23 protein-coding genes and 1 tRNA gene are annotated in these 20,816 nt (G+C 67.0%); 15 read left to right on the top strand and 9 right to left on the bottom strand.

What is annotated here, in order from left to right; translation table 11 throughout:
* Window positions 1–30: 30 nt before the first annotated feature.
* The 3 genes from ACXMDP_RS06865 to ACXMDP_RS06855 all read left to right on the top strand — a co-directional run bounded on the left by ACXMDP_RS06865 (window position 31) and on the right by ACXMDP_RS06855 (window position 3,665).
* Entirely contained in the window at window positions 31–1,083 is a 1,053-nt protein-coding gene (locus ACXMDP_RS06865; protein WP_259730485.1) for a substrate-binding periplasmic protein, read from the top strand.
* Between the two features lie 829 nt (window positions 1,084–1,912).
* Complete coding sequence (locus ACXMDP_RS06860) at window positions 1,913–2,506, top strand: hypothetical protein (RefSeq protein WP_457767141.1); 594 nt, start codon at window positions 1,913–1,915, stop codon at window positions 2,504–2,506.
* 310 nt (window positions 2,507–2,816) lie between these two features.
* The gene (locus ACXMDP_RS06855; RefSeq protein WP_259730483.1) at window positions 2,817–3,665 is read left to right on the top strand and encodes a shikimate dehydrogenase family protein; all 849 of its coding nucleotides are present in this window, start codon (window positions 2,817–2,819) and stop codon (window positions 3,663–3,665) included.
* Window positions 3,666–3,728: 63 nt separating this feature from the next.
* Here ACXMDP_RS06855 and ACXMDP_RS06850 read toward each other — a convergent pair whose 3' ends face one another.
* Entirely contained in the window at window positions 3,729–4,808 is a 1,080-nt protein-coding gene (locus ACXMDP_RS06850) for a DUF3616 domain-containing protein (RefSeq protein WP_259730482.1), read from the bottom strand.
* An 846-nt stretch (window positions 4,809–5,654) separates the two neighbouring features.
* Between ACXMDP_RS06850 and ACXMDP_RS06845 the strand changes: the two genes are divergently transcribed.
* The gene (locus tag ACXMDP_RS06845; protein WP_259730481.1) at window positions 5,655–6,185 is read left to right on the top strand and encodes a GNAT family N-acetyltransferase; all 531 of its coding nucleotides are present in this window, start codon (window positions 5,655–5,657) and stop codon (window positions 6,183–6,185) included.
* Window positions 6,186–6,238: 53 nt separating this feature from the next.
* On the opposite strand, the gene ACXMDP_RS06840 is transcribed toward ACXMDP_RS06845, so the two are convergent.
* Window positions 6,239–6,310: transfer RNA gene (locus ACXMDP_RS06840), tRNA-Lys, on the bottom strand.
* Window positions 6,311–6,372: 62 nt separating this feature from the next.
* Here ACXMDP_RS06840 and ACXMDP_RS06835 point away from each other — a divergent pair.
* Genes ACXMDP_RS06835 through ACXMDP_RS06810 form a run of 6 tightly spaced genes read left to right on the top strand, consistent with a single transcriptional unit; the run spans window position 6,373 to window position 10,956 of the window.
* A complete protein-coding gene (locus ACXMDP_RS06835) occupies window positions 6,373–6,924 on the top strand; it encodes a gamma carbonic anhydrase family protein (protein WP_259730480.1) in 552 nt (183 codons plus the stop codon).
* 36 nt (window positions 6,925–6,960) lie between these two features.
* Window positions 6,961–7,083 carry a photosystem II protein Y gene (locus ACXMDP_RS06830; protein WP_094510999.1) on the top strand — a complete coding sequence of 41 codons (123 nt, stop codon included), beginning with the start codon at window positions 6,961–6,963 and terminating at the stop codon, window positions 7,081–7,083.
* Window positions 7,083–8,477 (top strand): FADH(2)-oxidizing methylenetetrahydrofolate--tRNA-(uracil(54)-C(5))-methyltransferase TrmFO, encoded by a 1,395-nt coding sequence (trmFO, locus tag ACXMDP_RS06825; protein ID WP_259730479.1) that lies wholly within the window; start codon window positions 7,083–7,085, stop codon window positions 8,475–8,477. Before ACXMDP_RS06830 ends, trmFO begins: the two co-directional genes overlap by 1 nt.
* 24 nt (window positions 8,478–8,501) lie before the next feature.
* Window positions 8,502–10,055, top strand: a complete 1,554-nt coding sequence (gene crtH / locus ACXMDP_RS06820) for a carotenoid isomerase (RefSeq protein WP_259730478.1) — start codon at window positions 8,502–8,504, stop codon at window positions 10,053–10,055.
* 55 nt (window positions 10,056–10,110) lie between these two features.
* Window positions 10,111–10,359: a hypothetical protein gene (locus ACXMDP_RS06815; RefSeq protein ID WP_259730477.1), complete on the top strand. Its 249-nt coding sequence runs from the start codon at window positions 10,111–10,113 to the stop codon at window positions 10,357–10,359.
* 48 nt (window positions 10,360–10,407) lie between these two features.
* On the top strand, window positions 10,408–10,956 hold the full coding sequence (locus ACXMDP_RS06810; protein WP_259730476.1) for a hypothetical protein: 549 nt from the start codon (window positions 10,408–10,410) through the stop codon (window positions 10,954–10,956).
* A gap of 19 nt (window positions 10,957–10,975) precedes the next feature.
* Here the strand turns inward: ACXMDP_RS06810 and ACXMDP_RS06805 are convergent, their stop codons facing one another.
* Window positions 10,976–11,710, bottom strand: a complete 735-nt coding sequence (locus ACXMDP_RS06805) for a response regulator transcription factor (RefSeq protein ID WP_259730514.1) — start codon at window positions 11,708–11,710, stop codon at window positions 10,976–10,978.
* 184 nt (window positions 11,711–11,894) lie between these two features.
* Here ACXMDP_RS06805 and ACXMDP_RS06800 point away from each other — a divergent pair, with 184 nt between their 5' ends.
* Window positions 11,895–12,161: a DUF6761 family protein gene (locus ACXMDP_RS06800; RefSeq protein ID WP_094511003.1), complete on the top strand. Its 267-nt coding sequence runs from the start codon at window positions 11,895–11,897 to the stop codon at window positions 12,159–12,161.
* A 207-nt stretch (window positions 12,162–12,368) separates the two neighbouring features.
* On the opposite strand, the gene grxD is transcribed toward ACXMDP_RS06800, so the two are convergent.
* The 4 genes from grxD to ACXMDP_RS06780 form a co-directional block, all read right to left on the bottom strand.
* Entirely contained in the window at window positions 12,369–12,692 is a 324-nt protein-coding gene (grxD, locus tag ACXMDP_RS06795) for a Grx4 family monothiol glutaredoxin (RefSeq protein ID WP_255099666.1), read from the bottom strand.
* 132 nt (window positions 12,693–12,824) lie between these two features.
* Window positions 12,825–13,058 carry a BolA family protein gene (locus ACXMDP_RS06790; protein ID WP_255099667.1) on the bottom strand — a complete coding sequence of 78 codons (234 nt, stop codon included), beginning with the start codon at window positions 13,056–13,058 and terminating at the stop codon, window positions 12,825–12,827.
* A gap of 60 nt (window positions 13,059–13,118) precedes the next feature.
* Window positions 13,119–13,664 carry a hypothetical protein gene (locus ACXMDP_RS06785; protein WP_094511006.1) on the bottom strand — a complete coding sequence of 182 codons (546 nt, stop codon included), beginning with the start codon at window positions 13,662–13,664 and terminating at the stop codon, window positions 13,119–13,121.
* A 27-nt stretch (window positions 13,665–13,691) separates the two neighbouring features.
* Window positions 13,692–14,378: a lysophospholipid acyltransferase family protein gene (locus tag ACXMDP_RS06780; RefSeq protein WP_259730513.1), complete on the bottom strand. Its 687-nt coding sequence runs from the start codon at window positions 14,376–14,378 to the stop codon at window positions 13,692–13,694.
* A gap of 243 nt (window positions 14,379–14,621) precedes the next feature.
* Between ACXMDP_RS06780 and ACXMDP_RS06775 the strand changes: the two genes are divergently transcribed.
* Together ACXMDP_RS06775 and ACXMDP_RS06770 are read left to right on the top strand one after the other, a co-directional pair.
* Window positions 14,622–15,371, top strand: a complete 750-nt coding sequence (locus ACXMDP_RS06775) for a pyridoxine 5'-phosphate synthase (RefSeq protein ID WP_259730475.1) — start codon at window positions 14,622–14,624, stop codon at window positions 15,369–15,371.
* Window positions 15,368–15,700: an MgPME-cyclase complex family protein gene (locus ACXMDP_RS06770; RefSeq protein ID WP_259730474.1), complete on the top strand. Its 333-nt coding sequence runs from the start codon at window positions 15,368–15,370 to the stop codon at window positions 15,698–15,700. Before ACXMDP_RS06775 ends, ACXMDP_RS06770 begins: the two co-directional genes overlap by 4 nt.
* Window positions 15,701–15,836: 136 nt before the next feature.
* Here the strand turns inward: ACXMDP_RS06770 and ACXMDP_RS06765 are convergent, their stop codons facing one another.
* Window positions 15,837–16,004 carry a hypothetical protein gene (locus ACXMDP_RS06765; protein WP_255099670.1) on the bottom strand — a complete coding sequence of 56 codons (168 nt, stop codon included), beginning with the start codon at window positions 16,002–16,004 and terminating at the stop codon, window positions 15,837–15,839.
* A gap of 258 nt (window positions 16,005–16,262) precedes the next feature.
* Window positions 16,263–16,622: a hypothetical protein gene (locus tag ACXMDP_RS06760; RefSeq protein ID WP_255099671.1), complete on the bottom strand. Its 360-nt coding sequence runs from the start codon at window positions 16,620–16,622 to the stop codon at window positions 16,263–16,265.
* A 112-nt stretch (window positions 16,623–16,734) separates the two neighbouring features.
* Here ACXMDP_RS06760 and ACXMDP_RS06755 point away from each other — a divergent pair, with 112 nt between their 5' ends.
* Complete coding sequence (locus ACXMDP_RS06755) at window positions 16,735–17,391, top strand: metallophosphoesterase (protein WP_259730473.1); 657 nt, start codon at window positions 16,735–16,737, stop codon at window positions 17,389–17,391.
* A 19-nt stretch (window positions 17,392–17,410) separates the two neighbouring features.
* Complete coding sequence (locus ACXMDP_RS06750; protein ID WP_259730472.1) at window positions 17,411–20,812, top strand: exodeoxyribonuclease V subunit gamma; 3,402 nt, start codon at window positions 17,411–17,413, stop codon at window positions 20,810–20,812.
* Window positions 20,813–20,816 lie beyond the last annotated feature (4 nt).

The raw sequence follows: 20,816 nt of genomic DNA, 5'->3' as shown, positions 1-20,816 counted from the left end.
GCGGTCGGGTCAGTCTTGCCGGCTGGTGCCGTGGAGTCGGTGCTGCGGGTCGGTGTCGTGGATGGCGCACCACCGTGCAGCTACCGCGATGCAGGCGCCTGGCGGGGTCTGGCCATCGATCTGTGGAACCGAATCGCCACCCGTGAACAATTGCCCTATGTGGTGTCGGAGTGGCCGTCCGTGCGGGAGATGTTGGAAGCCACCCGTCGGGGAAGCCTGGATGTGGCGGTGGGCTGCATCAACGTTTCGCCGGATCGCCTGGAAAAGTATCGCTTCAGTCTGCCGTTTCAGGAAGATGGGCTGGCAGTGATGGTGGTGCAGAGCCGGCTGGATCTTGGGCGCTCCTTCCTGACGGCCTTGCTGACACCCACACTGCTGCAATTGCTGGGCGGTTATCTGCTGGCGATCGGTGTGCTGTCTCTCCTGACCTGGCGCGTGGAGCACTACGGCCAGCAAGCTCAGACGCTCAGTTCCGGACAGCTGCGCAGCTTCAGCAAGGTGTTCCAGATTCTTGCCACCGGGCCGGGGAGTAACACCCTGGTGAGCACCACCCGGGGAAATGGTGTCGTGCTGATGGCCTACATGGTGCGCATTGTGTCGGCGTCGTTGCTGGTGGGTTATCTCACGGTGAATGTGGCACAGGAGGTACAGGGAAGCGCCGGCGGGAGCATCCGCTCGGAAGAAGATCTGCGTGGGCTGCGGGTGGGAGTGCGGCAGGGCACTGTCAGCGAAAGCCTATTGAAAGAGCTGAATACAGGCGGCACCGCAGCCAAGATTTCAATCGTGCCACTGAACAACATTCGAGCCGGCCTGGATCTACTCGTGACCCGGCGCATTGATGCATTGCTTGGCGATAATCTGCAGCTGAGCTACTTGCTGGTTCATTCTAAGGCGAAAGGCATTGTGCCGAGCTTGGCCCTGCAGGGGATCCGCCCGGAATCTCAGGCCTTCGCCTTTGCGCCAGACATGCCGGAAGCCACGGCAGAACGCATCGATCAATCCATCAGCGAATTGAAACGCAGCGGGCTGGTGAGCAACCTGCGCCAGCAAGCCATTGAACCTGGCTCAACGCAGAGGCGATAATCTGGAGCTGGCGGGCTATGTGTCGCGGATGCGAACTGCCCTCTTGCCTTGTAGACAAGTCAACTGGTTAGGCACAACAGGGGACTGCCGCTTGAAAGTGATAAAGACCTGCCAGCTGAAGGCAAAGCCGTCAATCAGCTTCGACGCACTCTCCAGTGACTGACACTCCAAGGCCCTGATTGGGGCCAGGCTCCAACCCCCTGGCAAACCGGTACTGCACCAGTGAAGGATCGACTTGCCAGAGGTTTGTGATCGCAGGAGGCGAAGAGGTGAGCCATGGCGAACCCCCGGCAGGCAGAGGCACCTAGAAGCAACGTCTGGCAGGAGCTCGCCAGCAAGATTGATCGTTCCAGAGTTCACCTTGCTGACCACGTGCCTCATCCCGTGTTGCACGAACGATTCCGTATTCGTGCATGCCATGTGGATCTCACCTATCCGTTCGTGCTGAGCTAGAGCCTGCTTGAGGCACTGACTCGTGGAGCCGTCGCGATCGGCTCGGGCAGTGCCCTTGTACAGGAAGTGATTGAATCAGGCAGCAGTGGATGACTTGTGAATGTCTTTGATGGAAAAGGCTTGGCTCATACCATCGCCAATGTTCTTGAATGCGCGCCATATAATTTCTACATTTGCCTCCCATTCCATGGCCCTTCAGTGTCCGAATTGCCGAAGTCGATCCGTTCGATTGGACAGAAGCCTTGCCGGGCGCTCTGTTTGCGCTGTCTGTGGTGTGCCGATGCGTCAAGAGCAACAAAGGCAAAACCGGCAACGGTCCCAGTCCATCCAGGCCTTGTCTGTGAAATGGAGGTGGAATGCTTCGCCGCAAACTCTCATGGCCTGGTTAGGCGTGGCTGCATTGCTTGGATCCTATGCCTATCTGGCTTCGAACCCACGAGCGCTTCACCAATGGCTCGCTCCCTACAGCCCATCCACGAGGAATTCCTGGTGGCTTCAGACACCAGCAGATGTGGAGGTGCTGATCGGCAAAGCACAAGCCGGCGATCAGGAGATGGTTGCTCCGACTGTTCACGCCAATATCCGCGAGCTGATTGCTCGCCTTCAAGCTAAAGGAGTTCGCGTGCTGATCAGCGGCAATGTGACGGACGGTGCTGCCGGAGTCTGGGACCCAGGGGTGGCAGAAGTCAGAATCAAGCCTTCAGCAGTTGCACTGGGAAGCAACATTCTGGTTGAGATCCTTGCCCACGAATCCGCCCATGTTGCACAGTCCTGCCGCGCTGGTGGTCTTGGCAGAAATAGTGAACCCATGGGAATTCAGGTGTTTCCGGCAGAGAGGTTTAAAGACCAACTGAATTCACCTCTGTACCGAGGCCATGTGTCCACAAAGGTCATTGAGCTTGAGGCCTTCACGGTGGGCACCAATCCTCCATGGGCCATCAAATTGCCGGATCATTACTGCAAGGGGTAATACAAAGAACTCCATTGAAGTGATTGACCAGCAAGACGCTCCACCCCCACCCGCCCCCTAAGCAGGAGCAATCGCCCTCAGCAGCGAATGCACGACTGAAAACGATCAGCACTTAACGGGCGACCTGATTCCAACGGATGGGCAAATGGTTAGCTCCAGTCCAACGTGGCGCGGGCTTCGATTGGCAACCTCCACAGTCCATTGCCATGGTCAAAGCAATGGATTGTGTCCCCAGGCCGATGTCACCTTGTTGCCAGCATGGATCCGTTCTGGCCAACGCTGCGAGGCTGGAGCTTGCAGCACCGCCGCCATGATCCCTCCCCAGAAGCAGATGACCGGCATGCTCGGCCACCCGGTGGCGGAGAACCCGATTGATCTGATGTTTGACGCGGTGTATGCCCACTACGGCTTGAACTGGCAGTTCTGGAAGAACGACATCGCCAACGAACTGGATCTGGCCCTGGCGGTGAAGGCTCTGGTGCCCCTCGGTTACCGCGGCGTGGGCATCACCGTGCCCTACAAGGTGGCGGTGATGCCGTTGCTTGATGCTGTCGATGCCGATGTGCAGGCCATCGGCGCCGCCAACTACCTCACGATCGAAGAGGGCCGCCTGATCGGCCACAACAACGACGGCAAGGGAGTAGTGAAGGCGATCGAAAAGGTGGCGTCCCTGGCAGGGCAACGGGTGGTGATGCTGGGAGCCGGTGGTGCCGGTCGGGCGATGGCGGTGGAGCTGGCCTGGGCTGGCGCCTCCCATCTCACCCTGGTCACGCGGCGGCAGGAGCAGGGCGAAGAGGTGGCCCACACCGTGACCCGCGCCTCCGGGGTGCCGGCGGTGTGGCAGCCCTGGCAGGGAGAGGTGGCCGTACCGGCGGGCACCACCCTGTTGATGAATGCCACCCACCTGGGTTGCGCGCCCGAGCTGGAGCCCATCCCTGTGCAATGGGTCACGGTCGATCCCGGCTGCGTGGTGGTGGATGTGATCACCAACCCCCGCATCACACCGTTCCTGGCCACAGCGCGTGGGCGGGGCTGCCCGGTGGTGGATGGCGTGGAGATGCTGGTGCAGCTCGCTATGCAGATCTTCGAGCGCTGGACCGGCCTGCCCCCGGAAGAGGAGGTATTCCAGCGAGCGGTGGCTGCTGCGCTGGGTGAGTAAGGAAGAATCCAAAAGAAAGGAGAAGAGATTCCAGCGACACCCGAACGCAGCATCCAGCGCGCCTTACTCCGGCACCACAAACCCCTCAAGCTGGGTGCACAGGCCTGGACCCTCGCCGCGCGCCACCGTGGGGTCGTCGTAGGCCACCCAGGCGAGCAGATGGCCGTCGCGGCGTTGCACATCGAGGCCTTCCGGCTTGTCGCTGCCCTGATCCGGCCGACCAGGGAGGCCATCACGGATCCACAGCAGCGGCTCCGGCTGCTCCACCGTCAGGCCAGGGGTGGGGGCGGAGTCGTCGGGGCGGAGGGCATGGCGCCAGCGGTAGATGTAACAAGGGCCCGCCAGGGTCATGGTCGGGCCGGCCAGCACCAGCACGTCGTCGCTGCCGGGCACCACGGCCAGATCCCGCACCGCCAGGCCGCTGAGCTGCAGATGGCGGCAGCGCCAGCGCTCAAGGCTGAGGGTGGGGCCGTCGCCATTCAGCCCACCCAGCCGCAGGTCAACCACCAGGGCGATGCCCCGCAACACCGGACCGCGCAACCCGACCAACACCCGATCGCCGCGGGCGGCGATGCCTTCGATGTCGAGGCCGTTGTCCTTGCTGGGAATCATCAGAAACGGGGCGAGCCGCGGATCAGTCGCCAGAGCCGCCGTGAGGGCATCGCGCGGAGCGGCCGGATCGAACGCCAAACGCTGACCTGTCACAGGCCGGCCCTCGCTATCCAGCCGCAGGCAGCCGAGCACATGGGCGTTGCAGCTCTGCTTGTCATGCAGGCCCAGCGGTTCACCCTTGTCGTCGTCGTGCTTCCGGCGCCGCAGGCTGTGGGAACCCACCAGCCAGAGCCGATCCGCATCGAGCGACAGTCCCTCGATGTCCGATTCGCCGCTGTCTTTACCGCCAGCCAGGCCGAAATCCTTGAGCTTCAGCTCGCAAAGCTCGCCGTAGCGGTGCTCATCCAGGCGCTTGAGCCGGTAAAGGCTGCGGCCCTCATCTCCGCCCAGCCAGAGGATCCCATCGCGGGAAGCCAAGGCGGAGAGATTCTGCTGCAGATCTTCTGTCTTCTCGTCACCGGAAAGGCCCAGCTCAAGCAGGCGCTGCTGGCTCGAGGCGGCCAGGGGCAGGTCACTTTCAGAACGATGCATCGGTGGGGATGGAGACAACAGGCATGCCGCAGCTTTGACTCAGAGGGAAGGCGACCAGACGTTCCATGGGTGTGTCAGGCCCATGACGGCAAAAGGGCCACTTCGGTGATCTGGCGCGATCGGAATCGCCAGGAGTTGCGGGGTGCTGAGCCGTGGCAACTGACAACAGTCCTGTCCCGCGGGACCATCCACACCAACAGGCTGCTTCCACTACGGGAACGGTGCGAAGGTAGCGCAACTGAGGAAGAAAGGACGAAGCGGCGGCAGGTCAAGACCGCCACGAAGCGAGCTCAAGCGATGGGCGATCGATACCAGCGAGGTGACAGCGCCGGATCTCCACACTGTCAGCCCCATGGGTGCCAGGGCGGGTCGTTCCCGGTCAGCAAAGAAGGGCAACAATTCGCCGGCCTGGCGCATGCAGAGACAACGCCCCGATCTCATAGGGCTGCTGATCCAAAAGGAAAAGCAGCGCATGCCCTGGCTCATTCCTGTGCGTCTCTATAGCTTCTTCCGAGGATCGGCTCAATGCTGAATCGAGCAGCGTGATCCTGCAGCAACACCTGCACGATGTGGTGAAGGCCGCGAAGCTGTGTAACCGCCGCCATGCTGTGCGCAAGCTCTGCTTTGCACCAATCCACGGGCAGCTTGCCCGTCGGTGACGACCCGGATTGTGGTGCGTGATCCGACCCTGCCTCTGGACAGGCACGCTGGGACGTCCTGCCAGCTGGCTGACCATCGGGCGATGGGTATTGCTGATCCCCACGCGATTGGTCTCACTGATGTCCGATGCCATGGGCGGTGGCGAGCAGCGCCACCCGGCCAGCGCCAGGATGCCCTGGCTCTTCCGTGCTGCTGCTCCCGGTGGCGTTCCCGCTGCAGATCCGCCCGTTTGAAGCACCCAACTGGCCAGCGGTATGGGGGCTGCTGGAGCCGGTGTTCCGCGCCGGCGACACCTTCCCCCATGACCCCGCCATCACAGAGGCGCAGGCTCGCGCTTCATGGCTGGAGCAGACCCAGTCCGTGATGGTGGCCGCAGATGCGGCTGGGTCGTTGGTGGGCACTTACTACATCAAGCCCAATACGCTCTGCCTCGGCGCCCATGTGGCCAATGCCGGCTATGTCGTGGCGCAGCACTGCCGCCGCCAGGGCGTGGGCACGCGCCTCTGCCAGCACTCGCTGCAGACGGCCCGGCGCCTGGGGTACCGGGCCATGCAGTTCAACCTGGTGGTGAGCACGAACCTCGCTGGCATCAGCTGTTGGCAGACCAACGGCTTTCGTGTCGTCGGCACCCTGCCCGGGGCCTTTCACCACAAGCGGCTGGGCGATGTGGACGCCCTGGTGATGTTCCAGACCCTGACGGAGGAAGCACCCCCATGACAGGAATCCTGGGGCCGGTCTTGAAGAAGCCTGGGGCCCGTCTTGAAAAGGTATGGGTCGCCTGAGATTCGAACTCAGGACCAATCGGTTAAAAGCCGAGTGCTCTACCGCTGAGCTAGCGACCCGCCCAACTGGGCACCAAGGGAACGTATCACAGGGAGAATGAGCGCTGTTGGCGCCCCGTTCCGTGCCCCAAGCCCCCTGGCCTGAGCCCTCCGTGCACCCCGAAGCCTGGGTGGCGCCGGAAGCGGTGGTGATCGGGGATGTGCAACTGGCGGCCGGCGCGAGCGTGTGGCCCATGGCCGTGCTGCGAGCAGATCTTGCCCCGATCCGGGTGGGAGAGAACAGCAACGTGCAGGACGGGGCCGTGCTGCACGGCGATCCGGGCCAGGGGGTCTGGATCGGCGAGGAGGTGACTGTGGGCCACCGGGCGGTGGTGCATGGCGCCACGCTCAAAGACGGCTGCCTGGTGGGCATCGGCGCCGTGGTGCTGAACGGGGTCACGGTGGGGGAGGGAGCCCTGGTGGCCGCCGGGGCGGTCGTCACCAAAGATGTGCCGCCGCGCACCCTGATGGCCGGGGTGCCGGCCCAGGCGCGCCGCACGCTGAGCGACGTCGAAGCTGCTGAACAGCGTCAGCACGCCCGCCGTTACCGCAGCCTCGCCGAGGCCCATGCCGGGCGCGGGCCGATTGCTGAGAAATGGCTCAACCCCCCCGATCCGAACGAAGCCGGCGCCTGAGCTCCGTAAGATTCATCCACACTTCGCCCCTTCCCGATGGACGCTCGGCTCCTGCTGGTTGCTACCCCGATCCTGCTGGCCGTGGGCTGGGCCGTGTTCAACATCGGCCGTGCGGCGGTCGGCCAGCTGCAACTCATGCTCAAGCGTTCCCGCGCCTGATGGTCTGGGTGATCGGTGCCGGCCTGGCCGGTACTGAAGCGGCCTGGCAGATCGCCCGTGCGGGGGTTCCCGTGCGGGTGGTTGAAATGCGGCCGGTGCGGCGCTCGCCGGCCCACCACAGCGCCGAGTGCGGCGAGCTGGTGTGTAGCAACAGTTTCGGCGCCCTCTCGGCCGATCGGGCTGCGGGCCTGCTGCAGCAGGAGTTGCGCCAGCTCGGATCCTTGGTGATCGGCACCGCCGACAGACATGCCGTGCCCGCCGGTGGGGCCCTGGCGGTCGACCGCGGCCGCTTCAGCGGCGCACTCACCGCAGCGCTGGAAGCCCATCCCCTGATCACCCTGGAGCGCAGCGAGCAGCTGATGTTGCCGCCGCCCGGGGAGATCGCCGTGCTGGCCACCGGTCCGCTCACCAGTGAACCGCTGGCAGATGATCTGCTGCGCTTCACTGGCCGCGCCTCCTGTCACTTCTTCGATGCCGCCAGCCCGATCGTGGAGGGCGACGGCATTGACATGGCCGTGGCCTTTCGCGCCAGCCGCTACGACAAAGGCGACGCTGACTACATCAACTGCCCGATGAACAAGGAGCAGTACCTCGCTTTCCGTGAGGCACTGCTGAGCGCCGAGCAGGCCGAACTGAAGGATTTCGAGCAAGAAAGCGCCCACTTCTTTGAAGGCTGCCTGCCGATCGAGGAGCTGGCCCGCCGCGGCGAAGACACCATGCGCTACGGGCCGCTCAAGCCGATCGGCCTGTGGGATCCCCGCTGGGGCGACCTCTACGACGCCGATGTGCGTCGAGCCCGGCGGGCCTACGCCGTGGTGCAGCTGCGCCAGGAAGACCGGGACGGCCAGCTCTGGAACCTGGTGGGCTTTCAGACCAATCTCAAGTGGGGCGAGCAGAAGCGGGTGCTGCGCATGATCCCGGGCCTGGAAAACGCCAGCTTCGTGCGCTTCGGCGTGATGCATCGCAACACCTTCCTGGAAGCGCCCCAGCTGCTTGATGCCACCCTGCAGTTCCGCCAGCGCCCCAGCCTGCTGGCGGCCGGGCAGATCACCGGCACCGAGGGCTATGCGGCGGCGGTGGCCGGCGGCTGGCTCGCCGGCACCAACGCCGCCCGGCTGGCCTTGGGCCAGGCACCGATCTGCCTGCCCGCCACCACCATGGCCGGCGCCCTCACCCACTTCATCGCCACCGCGCCCAGCGAGCGCTTCCAGCCGATGCCGCCCAATTTCGGCCTGATGCCGGAGCTGCCGGAGCGCATCCGCGACAAACGCCGCCGCTACGGCGCTTACCGCGACCGCGCCCTGGCGGACCTCGCCCCCTTCACGGCACCATCCTCAGCAGCGTTCACGGCTGATCCGGCCGTCACTCCCGGGGCCGACCTGGCGCTTGCCTAGCCTCGGCGCACCGGCAACATCCCCGTGCAGCAGACGAGCGTCAACACCTCCCCGGTGGCGGGCGGCGAGGCCTTGGATGCGGTGGTGATCGGCTCAGGCATCGGCGGGCTGGTGACGGCCAGCCAGCTGGCGGCCAAGGGGGCGAAGGTGCTGGTGCTGGAGCGCTACCTGATCCCGGGGGGCTCCGGCGGCAGCTTTCAGCGCGAGGGCTACACCTTTGATGTGGGCGCCTCGATGATCTTCGGCTTCGGCGAGAAGGGGCACACCAACCTGCTCACCCGCGCCCTCGCCGATGTGGGTGAACGGCAGGACACGATCCCTGACCCCGCCCAGCTCGAATACCACCTGCCCGGCGGTCTCAACGTGGCGGTCGACCGCGACTACAACAGCTTCATCGCCCGGCTCACGGCCCTGTTTCCGCACGAAGCCACTGGCATCCGCGCCTTCTACGACACCTGCTGGCAGGTGTTCCGCTGCCTCGATGCCATGCCGCTCCTCTCCCTGGAGGATCCGGCCTATCTGGCCAAGGTGTTCTTCAGAGCGCCCCTGGCCTGCCTGGGCCTGGCCCGCTGGCTGCCGGTGAACGTTGGCGATGTGGCGCGCCGGCATATCAGCGATCCGGCCCTGCTCAAGTTCATCGACATGGAGTGCTTCTGCTGGTCAGTGATGCCGGCCGATCGCACGCCGATGATCAACGCCGGCATGGTGTTCTCCGATCGCCATGCCGGCGGCATCAACTACCCGCGCGGTGGTGTCGGCACGATCGCCGAGCACCTGGTGCGCGGGCTGGAGCGCCACGGCGGCGCCATCCGCTACCGCAGCAGGGTCACCAGGGTGGTGCTGGAGGGCGGCGAGGCGGTGGGGGTGGAGCTGGCCGGCGGTGAAACGATCCGCGCCCGGCGGGTGATCTCCAATGCCACCCGCTGGGACACCTTCGGCAGCCTGGTCGACGCCGCCCACACACCGGCTGCGGAAACGGTCTGGCGGCGGCGCTACAAACCCTCGGCGTCGTTCCTCTCGCTTCACCTGGGCGTGAAGGCGGAGGTGATTCCGGCGGGCAGTCATTGCCACCACCTGATGCTGGAGCGCTGGGAAGACATGGAGGCGGAGCAGGGCACGGTGTTCGTCTCGATTCCCACCCTGCTGGATCCGGCCCTGGCGCCGCCTGGCAACCACATCGTGCACGCCTTCACCCCGTCGGCGATTGACACCTGGACAGAGCTGGGGCCCACGGCCTACGCGCAGGCCAAGCAGGCCGCCGCCGATCGCCTCATCCGCCGCCTGGAAACCTTCCTGCCAGGCCTTGGCGCGGCCATCACCCACCGAGAGGTGGGCACACCCCGCAGCCACCGCCGCTTCCTGGGCCGGCATCAGGGCAGCTATGGCCCGATTCCGGCGCTGCGGCTGCCAGGTCTGCTGCCGATGCCGTTCAACCGCACCGGTATTCCGGGGCTCTATTGCGTGGGGGATTCCTGCTTCCCCGGCCAGGGGCTCAACGCCGTGGCCTTCAGCGGCTTCGCCTGCGCGCACCGGGTCGGCGCCGATCTGGGCCTCAACCCCTGGGCACTGCCGGACTGACGCCACAGGCCCGCGCCCCGCTGCCTAAGATTGTTTCAATTCACAACAACTCTTGATGTCAGCCAGGCCCAACCCCAGCTCCGAGGAGCTGGCGCGCTATCTGGAGCAGCAGGGCATGCTCACCAAGCCGTGGCTGCTGATGCAGCTGCGGCTCAGCAAGCTCAGGGAGGAAAAAGACTCCATGACCACCGACGAGTACATCCAACGGGTGCAGGACGCCCACACCGATCTGATGCGGATCGGCGCCTTCTGGAAGGGCCAGGAGCGGAAGGTGTTCGGCGCCGGCGGCGGCCAGGCGGCCTGATCCCTCTCAGGACACCCGCTGTTGAACCGCTCCCCACATCGCCCTTCGATGCAACCCCCCGCCGCGCCTGCCGGCAGCACGCTGCACCGCTATCCCCTGGCGGCGCTGATCCGTTTCACCCTGCTGGCGCTTTACCTGGCTCTGGTGTTGCCCTTGCCGGTGATGGCACCGCCAGGCCTGCGCCCCTTCTGCTTGGTGGCAGTGCCGCTGGGCTTTCTGCTGGTGAGCGCACTGCTGAGCGAACAGGTGCAGCTCGATGGCGAGGGGGTGCGCGTCACCTATCCCGCCTGGTGCCGCTGGTGGCTACGTCGTGGCTGGAGTCTGCGCTGGGAGCAGATTGACGGCCTGATGCCGATCGGCACCAGCCAGGGCGGCACGGTGTACTACCTCAAGGGGCCCGGCTCCAGCCGCTACCTGCTGCCCCAGCGAGTGGCCCGGTTCCCGGAGTTCCTCGAGCGGGTGCAGCAGGCCACCGGCCTCAAGCTGGCCGGCGTGGGCAGGATCACCCCTCCCTGGACCTACTGGACCCTGGCGGGCCTGAGCGTAGCGATGCTGCTCGGTGAAGCCGCGGCCTTCGCGCTCAGCGCTCGGGCCTGAACGCCCGTGCCCTGAGCGCTCAGTTGGCGCTGGTGGACTGCCGCAGCGGCGTGGTGGCTGCTGGCGGCGGCATGTCGTTGGCTTCCGGCAGGGTTTCCAGGCTGAAGCGATAGCCCTGCTGACGCACAGTTTCAATGCCACCGCCTTCGCCGAGGCCGGCCAGCTCCAGCTTGCGGCGCAGGGTGAGCACCTGGGTGTCCACCGAGCGGGGGCCACCGCTGAACGGGGGCCAGGCCATCCGCAGCAGCTCCTGGCGGCTGCGCACCATGCCGGGTGGCATCAGCAGGGCGCAGAGCAGGGCGAACTCGCGCGGGCTCAGCTCCACCGGTTGGTCGTGAAGGGTGACCTGACGAAGCAGCAGATGCACCTCCAGCGGCCCCACGCAAACCCGCTCCTGCAGGCCGTTGCCACTGCGCCTGAGCAGGCTGCGGCTGCGGGCCGCCAGCTCCTCGAGGCCGAAGGGCTTGCGCAGGACGTCGTCGGCGCCGGCATCCAGCAGGGACACCACCGGATCGGCGCCGGTGCGGGCGGTGAGCACCATCACCGGACAGCGCAGGTGGGCCGCCAGGCGCAGGGCCGAGCTTTCCTCCAGCAGTTCGGCGCTCACCAGCAGATCGGGCATCTGGTCTTCGCAGAGCTGCAGCGCCTCGCTGGCCGTGGCCACCGCGGCGGCCAGGTGGCCGTCCTGGCGAAGGCGCTGGGCCAGCACCGTGCGCAAGGTGGGGTGGGGGTCCACCACCAGGATGCGTTTCAGAGAACTGGTTGCGGGTCCGCGGCGGTCAACGCCAACCGATCCCTCAGCCTTTGCTGGGTTTGGATTCTGATTGGGCGTGAGTTCCACTCGCGGCCGCGTATGCACGCCTAGGCTAACTGGAGAGGGAGAAGGTCACTGGTGACACTGGCTGTGCTGGCGACCGGCTCCCGCCTCCGATCTCCCCATGACCGCGCTCCAGAACCCCGAAGCCATTCGTCACTTTCAGTCGCTGTGCGACGCGTGCCAAGACCTGGCCAGCCGTTTTCACAGCCAGAGTGAGCTGAGGCTCTACGCAGACGGCTACCTGCACGCTCTTCGTCGCACCGCCATCCTCGATCCGCTCTCGCAGCGGCGCTTGGAGGAGCTCACCGATCGCTGGATCATGGACCCCTCCGCTTTCGTGGGGCCCAACGGTGACATGAGCACCCTGTTCAAAAACAGCCGCAACTGAGCGCTTCTCTGAGCCTGCAGCGAAGCCGCTGCGGCTGCAAGTCTCTTGGCAGGGAGCGGGCCGCATTCTCAATGCTGGCACTGGCCAGGCCCGCTGTCACCCGCGCGGGATCCAGTCGGCGCTCCAGCCAGAACGTGCACCTCACGCAGCCTGTGCGAAGCCAAAACCTCGGCTTGTGGCTTTGATGGCCCGCTTGCAGGCTGAGGCTCAGGAAGCCAGCGCCACGGCGAGTTTTTCGCGCAGTTCGCCGGAGTTGTACATCTCGATGAGGATGTCGGAGCCGCCGATGAATTCCCCGTTCACGTACACCTGAGGAATGGTGGGCCAATCAGAGAATTCCTTGATGCCTTGGCGCACCTCGGGATCAGAGAGCACATCGAAGGTTTCAAACGAAACCCCGAGTGCATTGAGAATCTGGACCACGTTGTTGGAGAAGCCGCATTGGGGCATGAGCTTGTTGCCCTTCATGAACACCACCACGGGTGCGCTGCTGACGAGGGCTTCAAGGCGTTGCTGCGTGGCGGTTTCCATGGAAGTGCGGGGGGTTGAAAAGAAAGGAGACAGTGGAGCGGGGATCTGGCGTAACGCTCTGTGGATGTCGGGGCCAACGCCGATCAGGCAGGGCTAGGGCGGCTGAGAGCAGCGGCGCCCGGCCAGGTGCGGTCAGGCCGGCGCGGAGGTCTGGAGCGCCAGGGCGTGAATGGCTTCACTGGCCAGCTCGCTGCGCAGGGCTCCGTACACCAGCTGGTGCTGGCGGATGCGGCTGAGCCCCTCGAAGGCTGCAGAAACCACCTTCACCTGCAGGTGGTCGCCACCGCCGGTGAGATCTTCCACTTCCACCTCAGCGTCCGGGAGGGATCCTTGGATCGCTGCTCTGACCTGATCCGGTAACACCATGAAGAGTCGGTCGTGGCCTGTGGCGGAAATCTAGAAGTGGGAGCAGCGCATCCGCCGACTTCAGCGCGGAGCTGCAGGGGCTTCAGCGCCCGCCGCATACGGAGTGACGGCGAAACCGAGCTCGAGCAGGCTCTGATAGGCCTTGCGGCCCTCTTCGCGCGCCGGGGTCATCACCTTCACCACTTCCACCAGCAGGGGCACGGCCACTTCCGGCTGGCCCTGACGGCGCAGCAGCGCCGCCAGCCGCAGGTTGGACTGGGCGTAGATCTCGAGGGCCTCCCGGGCCTTCTGATCCATCTCGCGCGGTATCCGGGCATCCAGGCCGCGGAAGGAGCCGCTCAGATCGCGGTAGAAACCAAGCAGGCGGCGGCTGGCATCACGGGCAAGGTCATAGTCCTTGCGGGCGCTGGTGAGATCCCCCCGGGCCACGGCGGCATCGCCGCGGGTGAGAAATCCCTTGACTGCCGCGAGATTGAAGCCGGATCCGGATCCTTCCAGCACTTTCGGGGGTTCTTCCTGCGTCTGGGCCTGAACGGGCTGGGTGGCACCGAGGGGCAGAAGAGCAAGTGCCAGGGCAAGCCCAAGGGCGACGTGGGGCCGACGCACGGCTGCTTCACAAAAGGCGGCCGAACTCTAGGCGCCTGGCATCGGCCGACCCACTGCAACGCGGGCCGCTTCCTCAGCTGATTGCATCGCCACCGCCAGCTGGGCATTGAGGCCCTTGACCGAAGCACGGCTCTGGTTCTGCACCGTGAGCGGGGCCTCGAAACACACCGCTGCCTCATCCCGACGCAGCCCCCGGCCATGCCCGTAGGCGATTCCCACCGGCACGACGTTCACGGCCACCCCTTGCCCTGCCGCCAGCCCCGCCAGCCGGGCCAGTCCCTGATGAAGACGGATCGGGCCGTCCTCACGGCGGATGTGCCCCTCGGGGAACACCACCAGTTGCTCGCCGGCCGCCAGCAGATCCACCGCGTACCGCAGCGGGGTGGTGCCAGGACGGCTCTGGTCCACCGGGAAACAACCGAGGCGGTGCAGGAACCAACCCTGCAAGCCCTGCATCTCCGTGCGGGTCACCATGAAGCGGCAGTCGCGGCCGGTGACGCGCCGGCCGGCCGCATGGGGCAGCACCAGGGCATCCCAGCGGGCCCGGTGCGTGGGAGCCAGCAGCACGGCGCCCTCTCCGGGCAGGTGCTGGCGGCCCAGCACGTGAATGCGGCGAAACTGGAAGGGCAAGGCCAGATCCTGGGTGACAGCCATGGCCAGAGGCGCCAGCCAGGGGCTGATGCCGTTGCAGAGTCGCCGCTCGCGGCGGATCAACGCCGGAGTGACAGCCGCAGGTGTGGCGCCATCAGGCGTGGGCGCTGCAGGGGCTGGCGGGCAGGCCGCGCTCTCCGGCTCGATCTGCTGCTGCGACTGCGCTGTCACCGCCCACCGCTGAAGGTGCCTGCAAGCTAAGAGTCACAGCTGCGCAGCGCCGAAGGGCACGGGCAGTTGCCGCTGCGGCCAGAGGACAGTGGCCTGGGGGAGATCCATAGGATCCAGGAACCTCCCGGTTTTGCCATGGCCAGCCTTGGCGTCAACATCGATCACATCGCCAATGTGCGCCAGGCCCGCCGTGCGGTGGAACCCGATCCCGTGACCATGGCCCTGCTGGCGGAGCTGGGTGGCGCCGACGGCATCACCGTGCACCTGCGGGAAGACCAGCGGCACATCCAGCCGCGGGATCTGGAACTGCTGCGCGCCACCGTGCGCTCACGCCTCAACCTGGAGATGGCCGCCACGGCGGAGATGGAGGCGATCGCCCTGCGCATCCGTCCGGACATGGTGACGCTGGTACCCGAAAAACGGGAGGAAGTGACCACCGAGGGCGGACTCGATGTGCGGGCCCAGGCCGCCAGCCTGGGGCCTCTGGTGGGCCGGTTGCAGGCGGCGGGGATTCCCGTGAGCCTGTTCGTCGACCCCGACAACGCCCAGCTGGAGGCCAGTGCCGCCAGTGGCGCCCGTTGGGTGGAACTTCACACCGGCGCCTACGCCGAGGCCAGCTGGAGCGAACAGCCCCTGGAGCTGGCACGCCTCACCGAAGGCAGCCACGTGGCCCGCAGCCTGGGGCTGCGGGTGAATGCCGGGCATGGGCTCACGTATCAGAACGTGGAGCCGGTGGCGGCCATCGAAGGGATGGAGGAGCTGAACATCGGCCACACGATCGTGGCCCGCGCCCTGGCGGTGGGCCTGCAGGAAGCGGTCCGCCAGATGAAGGCGCTGGTTCAGAATCCACGCCGCGATCCCCTGTTCGGCTCGATCGATCCATGACCCTGCCTGCGCCCCTCACCTATCACTTCGTTGCCGCCAGCGAAGCGTTTCTGACCGTGGAGGAGCCGCTGGAGGAAGTGCTGCGCGAACGCCGTCGCCACTACGCCGAGCGCAACCAGCCGATCGACTTCTGGCTCGTGTCGCGGCCGGCCTTTCTGGAGGCCGCTGAACTGGAGACCGTGGGCAGCAGCGTGCCCAGACCGGCGGCCGCGGTGGTGTCCACCGACCCGAAATTCATCGAATTCCTAAAATTGAGGCTGGAATTCGTGGCGAAGGGCAGCTTCCTGGCTCCTTCAGCCACCATCTCAGACCCGTTGGCCACCACCTGAGCAGGGCGCAGGCACTTGCAACAGCCCGGGCGGATCAGCCTGGGCGACGTGCAGTGATGGTTGTGGTGTGTTGGTGTTGAGCCCCGCTGGTGCGGGGCAGTAGGGGCTGACCCCCGACAACGCGGGGCCTTCCTGCTCAGCTGCGGCGCAGCGGCGCTTTGGTCTTGTGCTGCACCCAACCGGCAAGGTGGTGGTGCTGGCGGGAATCCAGGGCAGCGTCGGCAAGCCAGCGATCCCGGAGGCACTCCAGATCGTCGGGATGGAGTTCTCCGTTCTCCTGCCAGTGGAGGTTGGTGGGAGTCAAGTGTTGGATCGCTGTCATGGCTTGGCTGCCCACTTTGTCAGCTGAAGTGGTGGCAACGGCCGAAAAATGAAGCCGATCTCCTGTAAAGAATCGGTAGATCCTGTGGAGCGTTGATCGCTTGGTGCGGAACTTCAGCGCGGATCGTGCGCGCGGCGGACCCCATTGGCGCGAAATGTGTAGCAAATGTGTCCGCAGCGGAGGTGTTTGCGGCGGAGGTGTCTGCGGCAAAGGAAGCCCATGGCCGCGCCGGCACCACCCTCAGAACAGGCCGAAGAAGCGCTTGCGCTTCTCGCCCTCGGCACCCTCCGGGGTGGGCAGCTTTGGCGACGGCGCCTGCGGGGTGGGCCGCACGTCCTGCTGGTAGCGCGGGCGGTTGTCACCGATCGTGAGCAAAGCCTCCTTGTTCTTCCACCAGATCCAGTCGCGGATCGGCGGAGTGGAGAGCAGCTCCTCGCGGGTGAGGCCGAGGCCGAGCTTGGCGGAGGCTCCCAGCAACACCTCGATCATTTCGTCCCCGTCCTGGCAGCGCGCCAGGGCCTCGTTGGTGCGTTTGGCGCCATTCAGCGCCTTCACCAGCGCCTTCACCTTCTGGGACGGGGGGAGGGAGGCTGGATTCATGGGCCCGCAACGACGCCTGCCGGACCGTATCAGCGCCTGTAGGCGGTTGCTGCCCGGGGGGGCTGACAGATTCACGTGCGCCGGGCGAGACTGTCGTTAACGCATTCTTTGCATGCTTCCCCCTTCGCAGCCTTCCCGTCACTGGGTGATCGGTGACGTGCATGGCTGCGCCGATGCCCTGCAGTCGCTGCTGGAACAGCTGCCCACCGGCGATCGCCTCGTGCTGTGCGGGGATGTGATCAACCGCGGCCCCCACATCGAGCGGGCCATGCAGCTGGCCTGGAGTCTCGTGCAGGAAGGCCGCGCCGTATGGCTGCGCGGCAACCACGAGCAGCGGCTGCTCGATTCGCTGCGCCGGGGCAACTGGCTGCGCAACCCCGCCCTGGCCGGCTGTGATACCTACCGCCAGCTGGGGGATTCACGCTGCCGCCTGTGGCAGGAGCGCCTCGACGTGCTGCCGCTCACCTATGCAGGCGAGGGCTGGGTTGCCACCCACGCTGGCTTCAACCCCCACACCTGGGCGCCTGATCTGAGCATCCGTCTGCCCTTCTGGCAGGCCTACGACGGCCGCTTCGGCGATGTGGTGATCGGTCACACGCCGGCCCCAACGGTGCGTCGCCTCAACCGCATCGTGATGATCGACACCGGCGCCTGCTACGGCGGCACCCTCACCGCCTATTGCCCCGAGAGCGGCGCCAGCATCTCCGTGCCCGGCACGGGCTATCCGCAGCGGACTCGCGCAGGCCAGGCCGCGCTCGGCTCCTTCTGACCAGCCCAGCGGCGGCGCCGTGCTGAGCGTTTTCCGGAGCAACCGCGCTGAACAGCTGGCGGCCCTGCTGGCGCTCCAGCTGCTGCACGACCCGCCTGGGCCGTTTGAAACCGTGCGGGTGGTGGTGAACACCTGGCCCACCAGCCGCTGGCTGGGCGAGCAGCTGGCCCTGGAACTCGGTGGTATCGCCGCCAACCTGCGCTTTCCCTTTCTCACCAGCGAGCTGCGCCAGACCGTGGACGGTCTGCTGGGCGAAGGCGCCGCAGACAGTGATCCGTGGCGGGCCACCGAGCTGGTCTGGCCGCTGCTGGAGCTGCTCCCCGCGCTCGCCGCCGGCCCCGACGCCGCCCTGCTGGCCCACTGGCTGGAGCAGCGCGGCCATGGCCAGCGGCCGGCCCTCGATCTGCCCCTGTGGCAACTGGGCCGGGCGATCGCCGACAGCTTCGACGACCTCAGCCTCTACCGGCCGGCGATGGTGGCCGCCTGGTGCCGCGGCCATGACCACAACGACCGCGGCCAGCCGCTGCCGGCCGATCAGCTCTGGCAACCGCGCCTGTTCCGCCAGCTGCATGAGCGGCTGAGCCGGCCGCCCTTCGGCCTCAAGGTGCTCACGGCGATCGAGCGGCTGCGCCACGGCACTGCCTGCCTCGATGGGCTCCAGGGTCCGCTGCGGCTGTTCGGCCTGAGCAGTGCCGCTCCGGTGCAGGTGCACCTGCTGCAGGCGCTCGCCTCCGTGGTGCCTGTGGATCTCTACCTGCTCACCCCCTGCCGCGATCTCTGGCAGCGCTGCAGCGACCGGCGCCGCAGCCTAGATGTGGCGATCGAGCTGGCCGATCCCCACGACCTCGACTGGCTGGCGCGCACACCCGGACTCGAAGCCCGCTTCGGGCGGCTCGGCGGCGAATTCCAGCAACTGCTGGAGGGCACCGGCGACACCCAGCTGGCCGCCGAGGAAACCCGCGATCTCTTCGTTCTGCCGGCCAGTGGCGCCGAGCACCAGGGGCGGCGGCCGCCCAGCTTGCTGGAGCAGCTGCAGCAGCAGCTGGTGGAGGCGGAGGCCTGGCCCACCCTGACGCTGGCGCCCGGGGACCACTCGCTGGAGTTCCACCCCTGTCCGGGGCGGCTGCGCCAGGTGCAGATCGTGCGCGACCGGTTGCTGCAGCTGCTGGCCGCGGATCCCAGCCTCGAACCACGCCACATCCTGGTGATGACCCCCCAGGTGGAGCAGCTGGCGCCGTTGCTGGGCTCGGTGTTCGGCGACAGCGGCGCCACCGGTGTGACCCTCCCCTGGCGGCTCACCGACCGCAGCCAGCAGGGGGACGCCAGCATCGGCGGGGCCCTACTGCAGCTGCTGCGCCTGGGGGGAGAGCGGCTCACCGCCTCAGCGCTGGAGGCGCTGCTGGAAAACGGCGCCCTGCAGACCCACTTCGATCTGGAAGCCGATGAACCGGCCGCCCTGAATGCCGCGCTGCAGGCCGCAGGCTTCCGCTGGGGCCTCGATGGCGCCGCCCGCGGCGGTGATCCCACCTACAGCCTGCGCTGGGCCATCGACCGGTTGCTGCTGGGCCAGGTGCTGGCCGATCAACCGGGCGTGGCCGTGGGCCTGACCGCCCCGCAGGCGCTGGGGGGCAGCGTGGAGCGCCAGGCGCGCTGGATCCGGCTGCTCACCCAGCTGCAGCGCGTGCTCGAAGGGCTGGGCCGGCCGCGCAGCGCCGTCACCTGGGGCAGCCACCTGGCCACCCTGCTGCCGGAGCTGTTCGGCGAGGGAGGGGAGCGGGCCTGGGAGCTGCAGGCGATTCGTGCCGCCATCGCCGAGTGGCAAGGCAGCGCCGCCCGCTGCCCGCTGCCGATCGGAGCGCCGGTGGTGGCCGCCGTGCTGGAGGAGCGCCTCTCCAGCGACAGCGGCCGCTTCGGCCATCGCAGCGGCGCCCTCACAATCAGCGCCCTGGAACCGATGCGGGCCATTCCCCACCGAGTGATCGTGCTGATGGGCCTCGATGCCGATGTGTTTCCACGGCAACGGCAGCGACCCGGCTTCGACCTGATGGAACGGGAACGGCGGCTTGGTGACCCCAGTCCCGCCGACCAGGACCGCTACGTGTTGATGGAGGCGTTGCTGTCTGCCCGCGACCACCTGCTGATCGCCTGGACCAGCCGCGAGGAGCGCAAAGGGGAAGAGATGCCACCGGCCACCGCCGTGCGCCAGTGGCTGGAGCTGCTGAAGGCGGAGCTGGGGGAGCCGGTGGCGCAGCAGCTGGTGGTCAGCCATGCCGCCAACCCGCTGGAGCGGGTCAACTTCCTGGCCACGGGCGAGCGGCCACCGGCCAGCTGCGACCGGCGACAGCTGCTGGCACGCCAGCAGCTCGATGGCGCCGTAGCGCTGGCACCGGCCTGGCCGTTGGCTCTGCAGGAGCCGGCCGAACAACCCTTCGGCGCTGGTCTGGAGGCGCGGGCCGGCCGCGTAGCTGGCGTGAGCGAGGCCGAGCTGGATCCCTGGAGCGACCTGCGCGACTGGCTGCTGGCGCCCCAGGCCCAGTGGCTGAAGGAGCTGGGGCTGCGGCCCAGGGAGTGGGTGGAGCCGCTCGATGACCTCGAAGCGCTCGAACTCGACGAACGGCAGCGGGCCTGGCTGCTGCGTCAGGAGCACGAGCGGCAGGCCACCGCACGGCCAGCGGCACCGGCAGCAGGGCAGTTGGCCGCGCAGAACACCCCCCTGCCCGCCCCCGACTGGCGCCACCTGGCGCAGGGGCGTGGTGTGCTGCCGCCGCTCAGTGCCGGAGCCCTGGAAGTGCAGACCCTGACGGGCCGCTGGGACACGCTGCAGCAGTTGCTGGCGGGCCTGGGCGAGCCACAACCCCTGGCGCTGCGTTGGCAGCAAGGCGAGGAGGGCGCGGCCACGCGGGCCCTGGCCGCCGAGCTGGTGGCACACGGCAGCACGCTGGTGCAGGTGCGGCTTGGGAATCCCCGCCCCTGCGACCGCCTCGGCCTGTGGCTGGAGCTGCTGCTGGCCGCCGCGGCCGGTGCCGCCCCCAGGGAAGCCCGCCTGATCGCCCGCGACAAGGAGGCCTTCAAGGTGGTGGGCGTCTGGGCGGCTCCCACGCAGGAGGAAGCGGCGCAGCAGCTCAACGGCCTGATCCGCTGGCGCCAGGAGCACCGCCTGCGCTGTTGGCCGGTGCCGCCGGCCATGGGCTACGCCTATGCGCTGGCGGAACAAAATAAACCCGGCAGTGGTGCCAGCGCCGCCAGCAGCGCCTGGGAAGGGGGGCTGTTCGCCATGGCGGAACGGGAGGAGGCACCGCTGGCGCTGGCCTTCGGTGGTGGCACGCCCGCCGCCGACCTGCTGGCCGGACGCTTCGGCGATCTCTGCGGCCTGGCGCTGGCGCTGTGGACGCCGCTGCTGGAAGCGCAGGTGCAGCCGTGAGCCA

This window comes from Cyanobium sp. ULC065 (assembly GCF_977927515.1).
This window is presented reverse-complemented; position numbering and strand designations above follow the sequence as displayed.

What these genes read in the sequence shown, in the direction of transcription:
- ACXMDP_RS06860 (WP_457767141.1), top strand. Translation starts at nt 1,913, where the DNA reads ATGGCCTGGTTAGGCGTGGCTGCATTGCTTGGATCCTATGCCTATCTG.
- ACXMDP_RS06855 (WP_259730483.1), top strand. Translation starts at nt 2,817, where the DNA reads ATGATCCCTCCCCAGAAGCAGATGACCGGCATGCTCGGCCACCCGGTG.
- ACXMDP_RS06850 (WP_259730482.1), bottom strand. Translation starts at nt 4,808, where the DNA reads ATGCATCGTTCTGAAAGTGACCTGCCCCTGGCCGCCTCGAGCCAGCAG.
- ACXMDP_RS06830 (WP_094510999.1), top strand. Translation starts at nt 6,961, where the DNA reads ATGGACGCTCGGCTCCTGCTGGTTGCTACCCCGATCCTGCTGGCCGTG.
- trmFO (WP_259730479.1), top strand. Translation starts at nt 7,083, where the DNA reads ATGGTCTGGGTGATCGGTGCCGGCCTGGCCGGTACTGAAGCGGCCTGG.
- ACXMDP_RS06815 (WP_259730477.1), top strand. Translation starts at nt 10,111, where the DNA reads ATGTCAGCCAGGCCCAACCCCAGCTCCGAGGAGCTGGCGCGCTATCTG.
- ACXMDP_RS06810 (WP_259730476.1), top strand. Translation starts at nt 10,408, where the DNA reads ATGCAACCCCCCGCCGCGCCTGCCGGCAGCACGCTGCACCGCTATCCC.
- ACXMDP_RS06800 (WP_094511003.1), top strand. Translation starts at nt 11,895, where the DNA reads ATGACCGCGCTCCAGAACCCCGAAGCCATTCGTCACTTTCAGTCGCTG.
- grxD (WP_255099666.1), bottom strand. Translation starts at nt 12,692, where the DNA reads ATGGAAACCGCCACGCAGCAACGCCTTGAAGCCCTCGTCAGCAGCGCA.
- ACXMDP_RS06790 (WP_255099667.1), bottom strand. Translation starts at nt 13,058, where the DNA reads ATGGTGTTACCGGATCAGGTCAGAGCAGCGATCCAAGGATCCCTCCCG.
- ACXMDP_RS06775 (WP_259730475.1), top strand. Translation starts at nt 14,622, where the DNA reads ATGGCCAGCCTTGGCGTCAACATCGATCACATCGCCAATGTGCGCCAG.
- ACXMDP_RS06770 (WP_259730474.1), top strand. Translation starts at nt 15,368, where the DNA reads ATGACCCTGCCTGCGCCCCTCACCTATCACTTCGTTGCCGCCAGCGAA.
- ACXMDP_RS06760 (WP_255099671.1), bottom strand. Translation starts at nt 16,622, where the DNA reads ATGAATCCAGCCTCCCTCCCCCCGTCCCAGAAGGTGAAGGCGCTGGTG.
- ACXMDP_RS06755 (WP_259730473.1), top strand. Translation starts at nt 16,735, where the DNA reads ATGCTTCCCCCTTCGCAGCCTTCCCGTCACTGGGTGATCGGTGACGTG.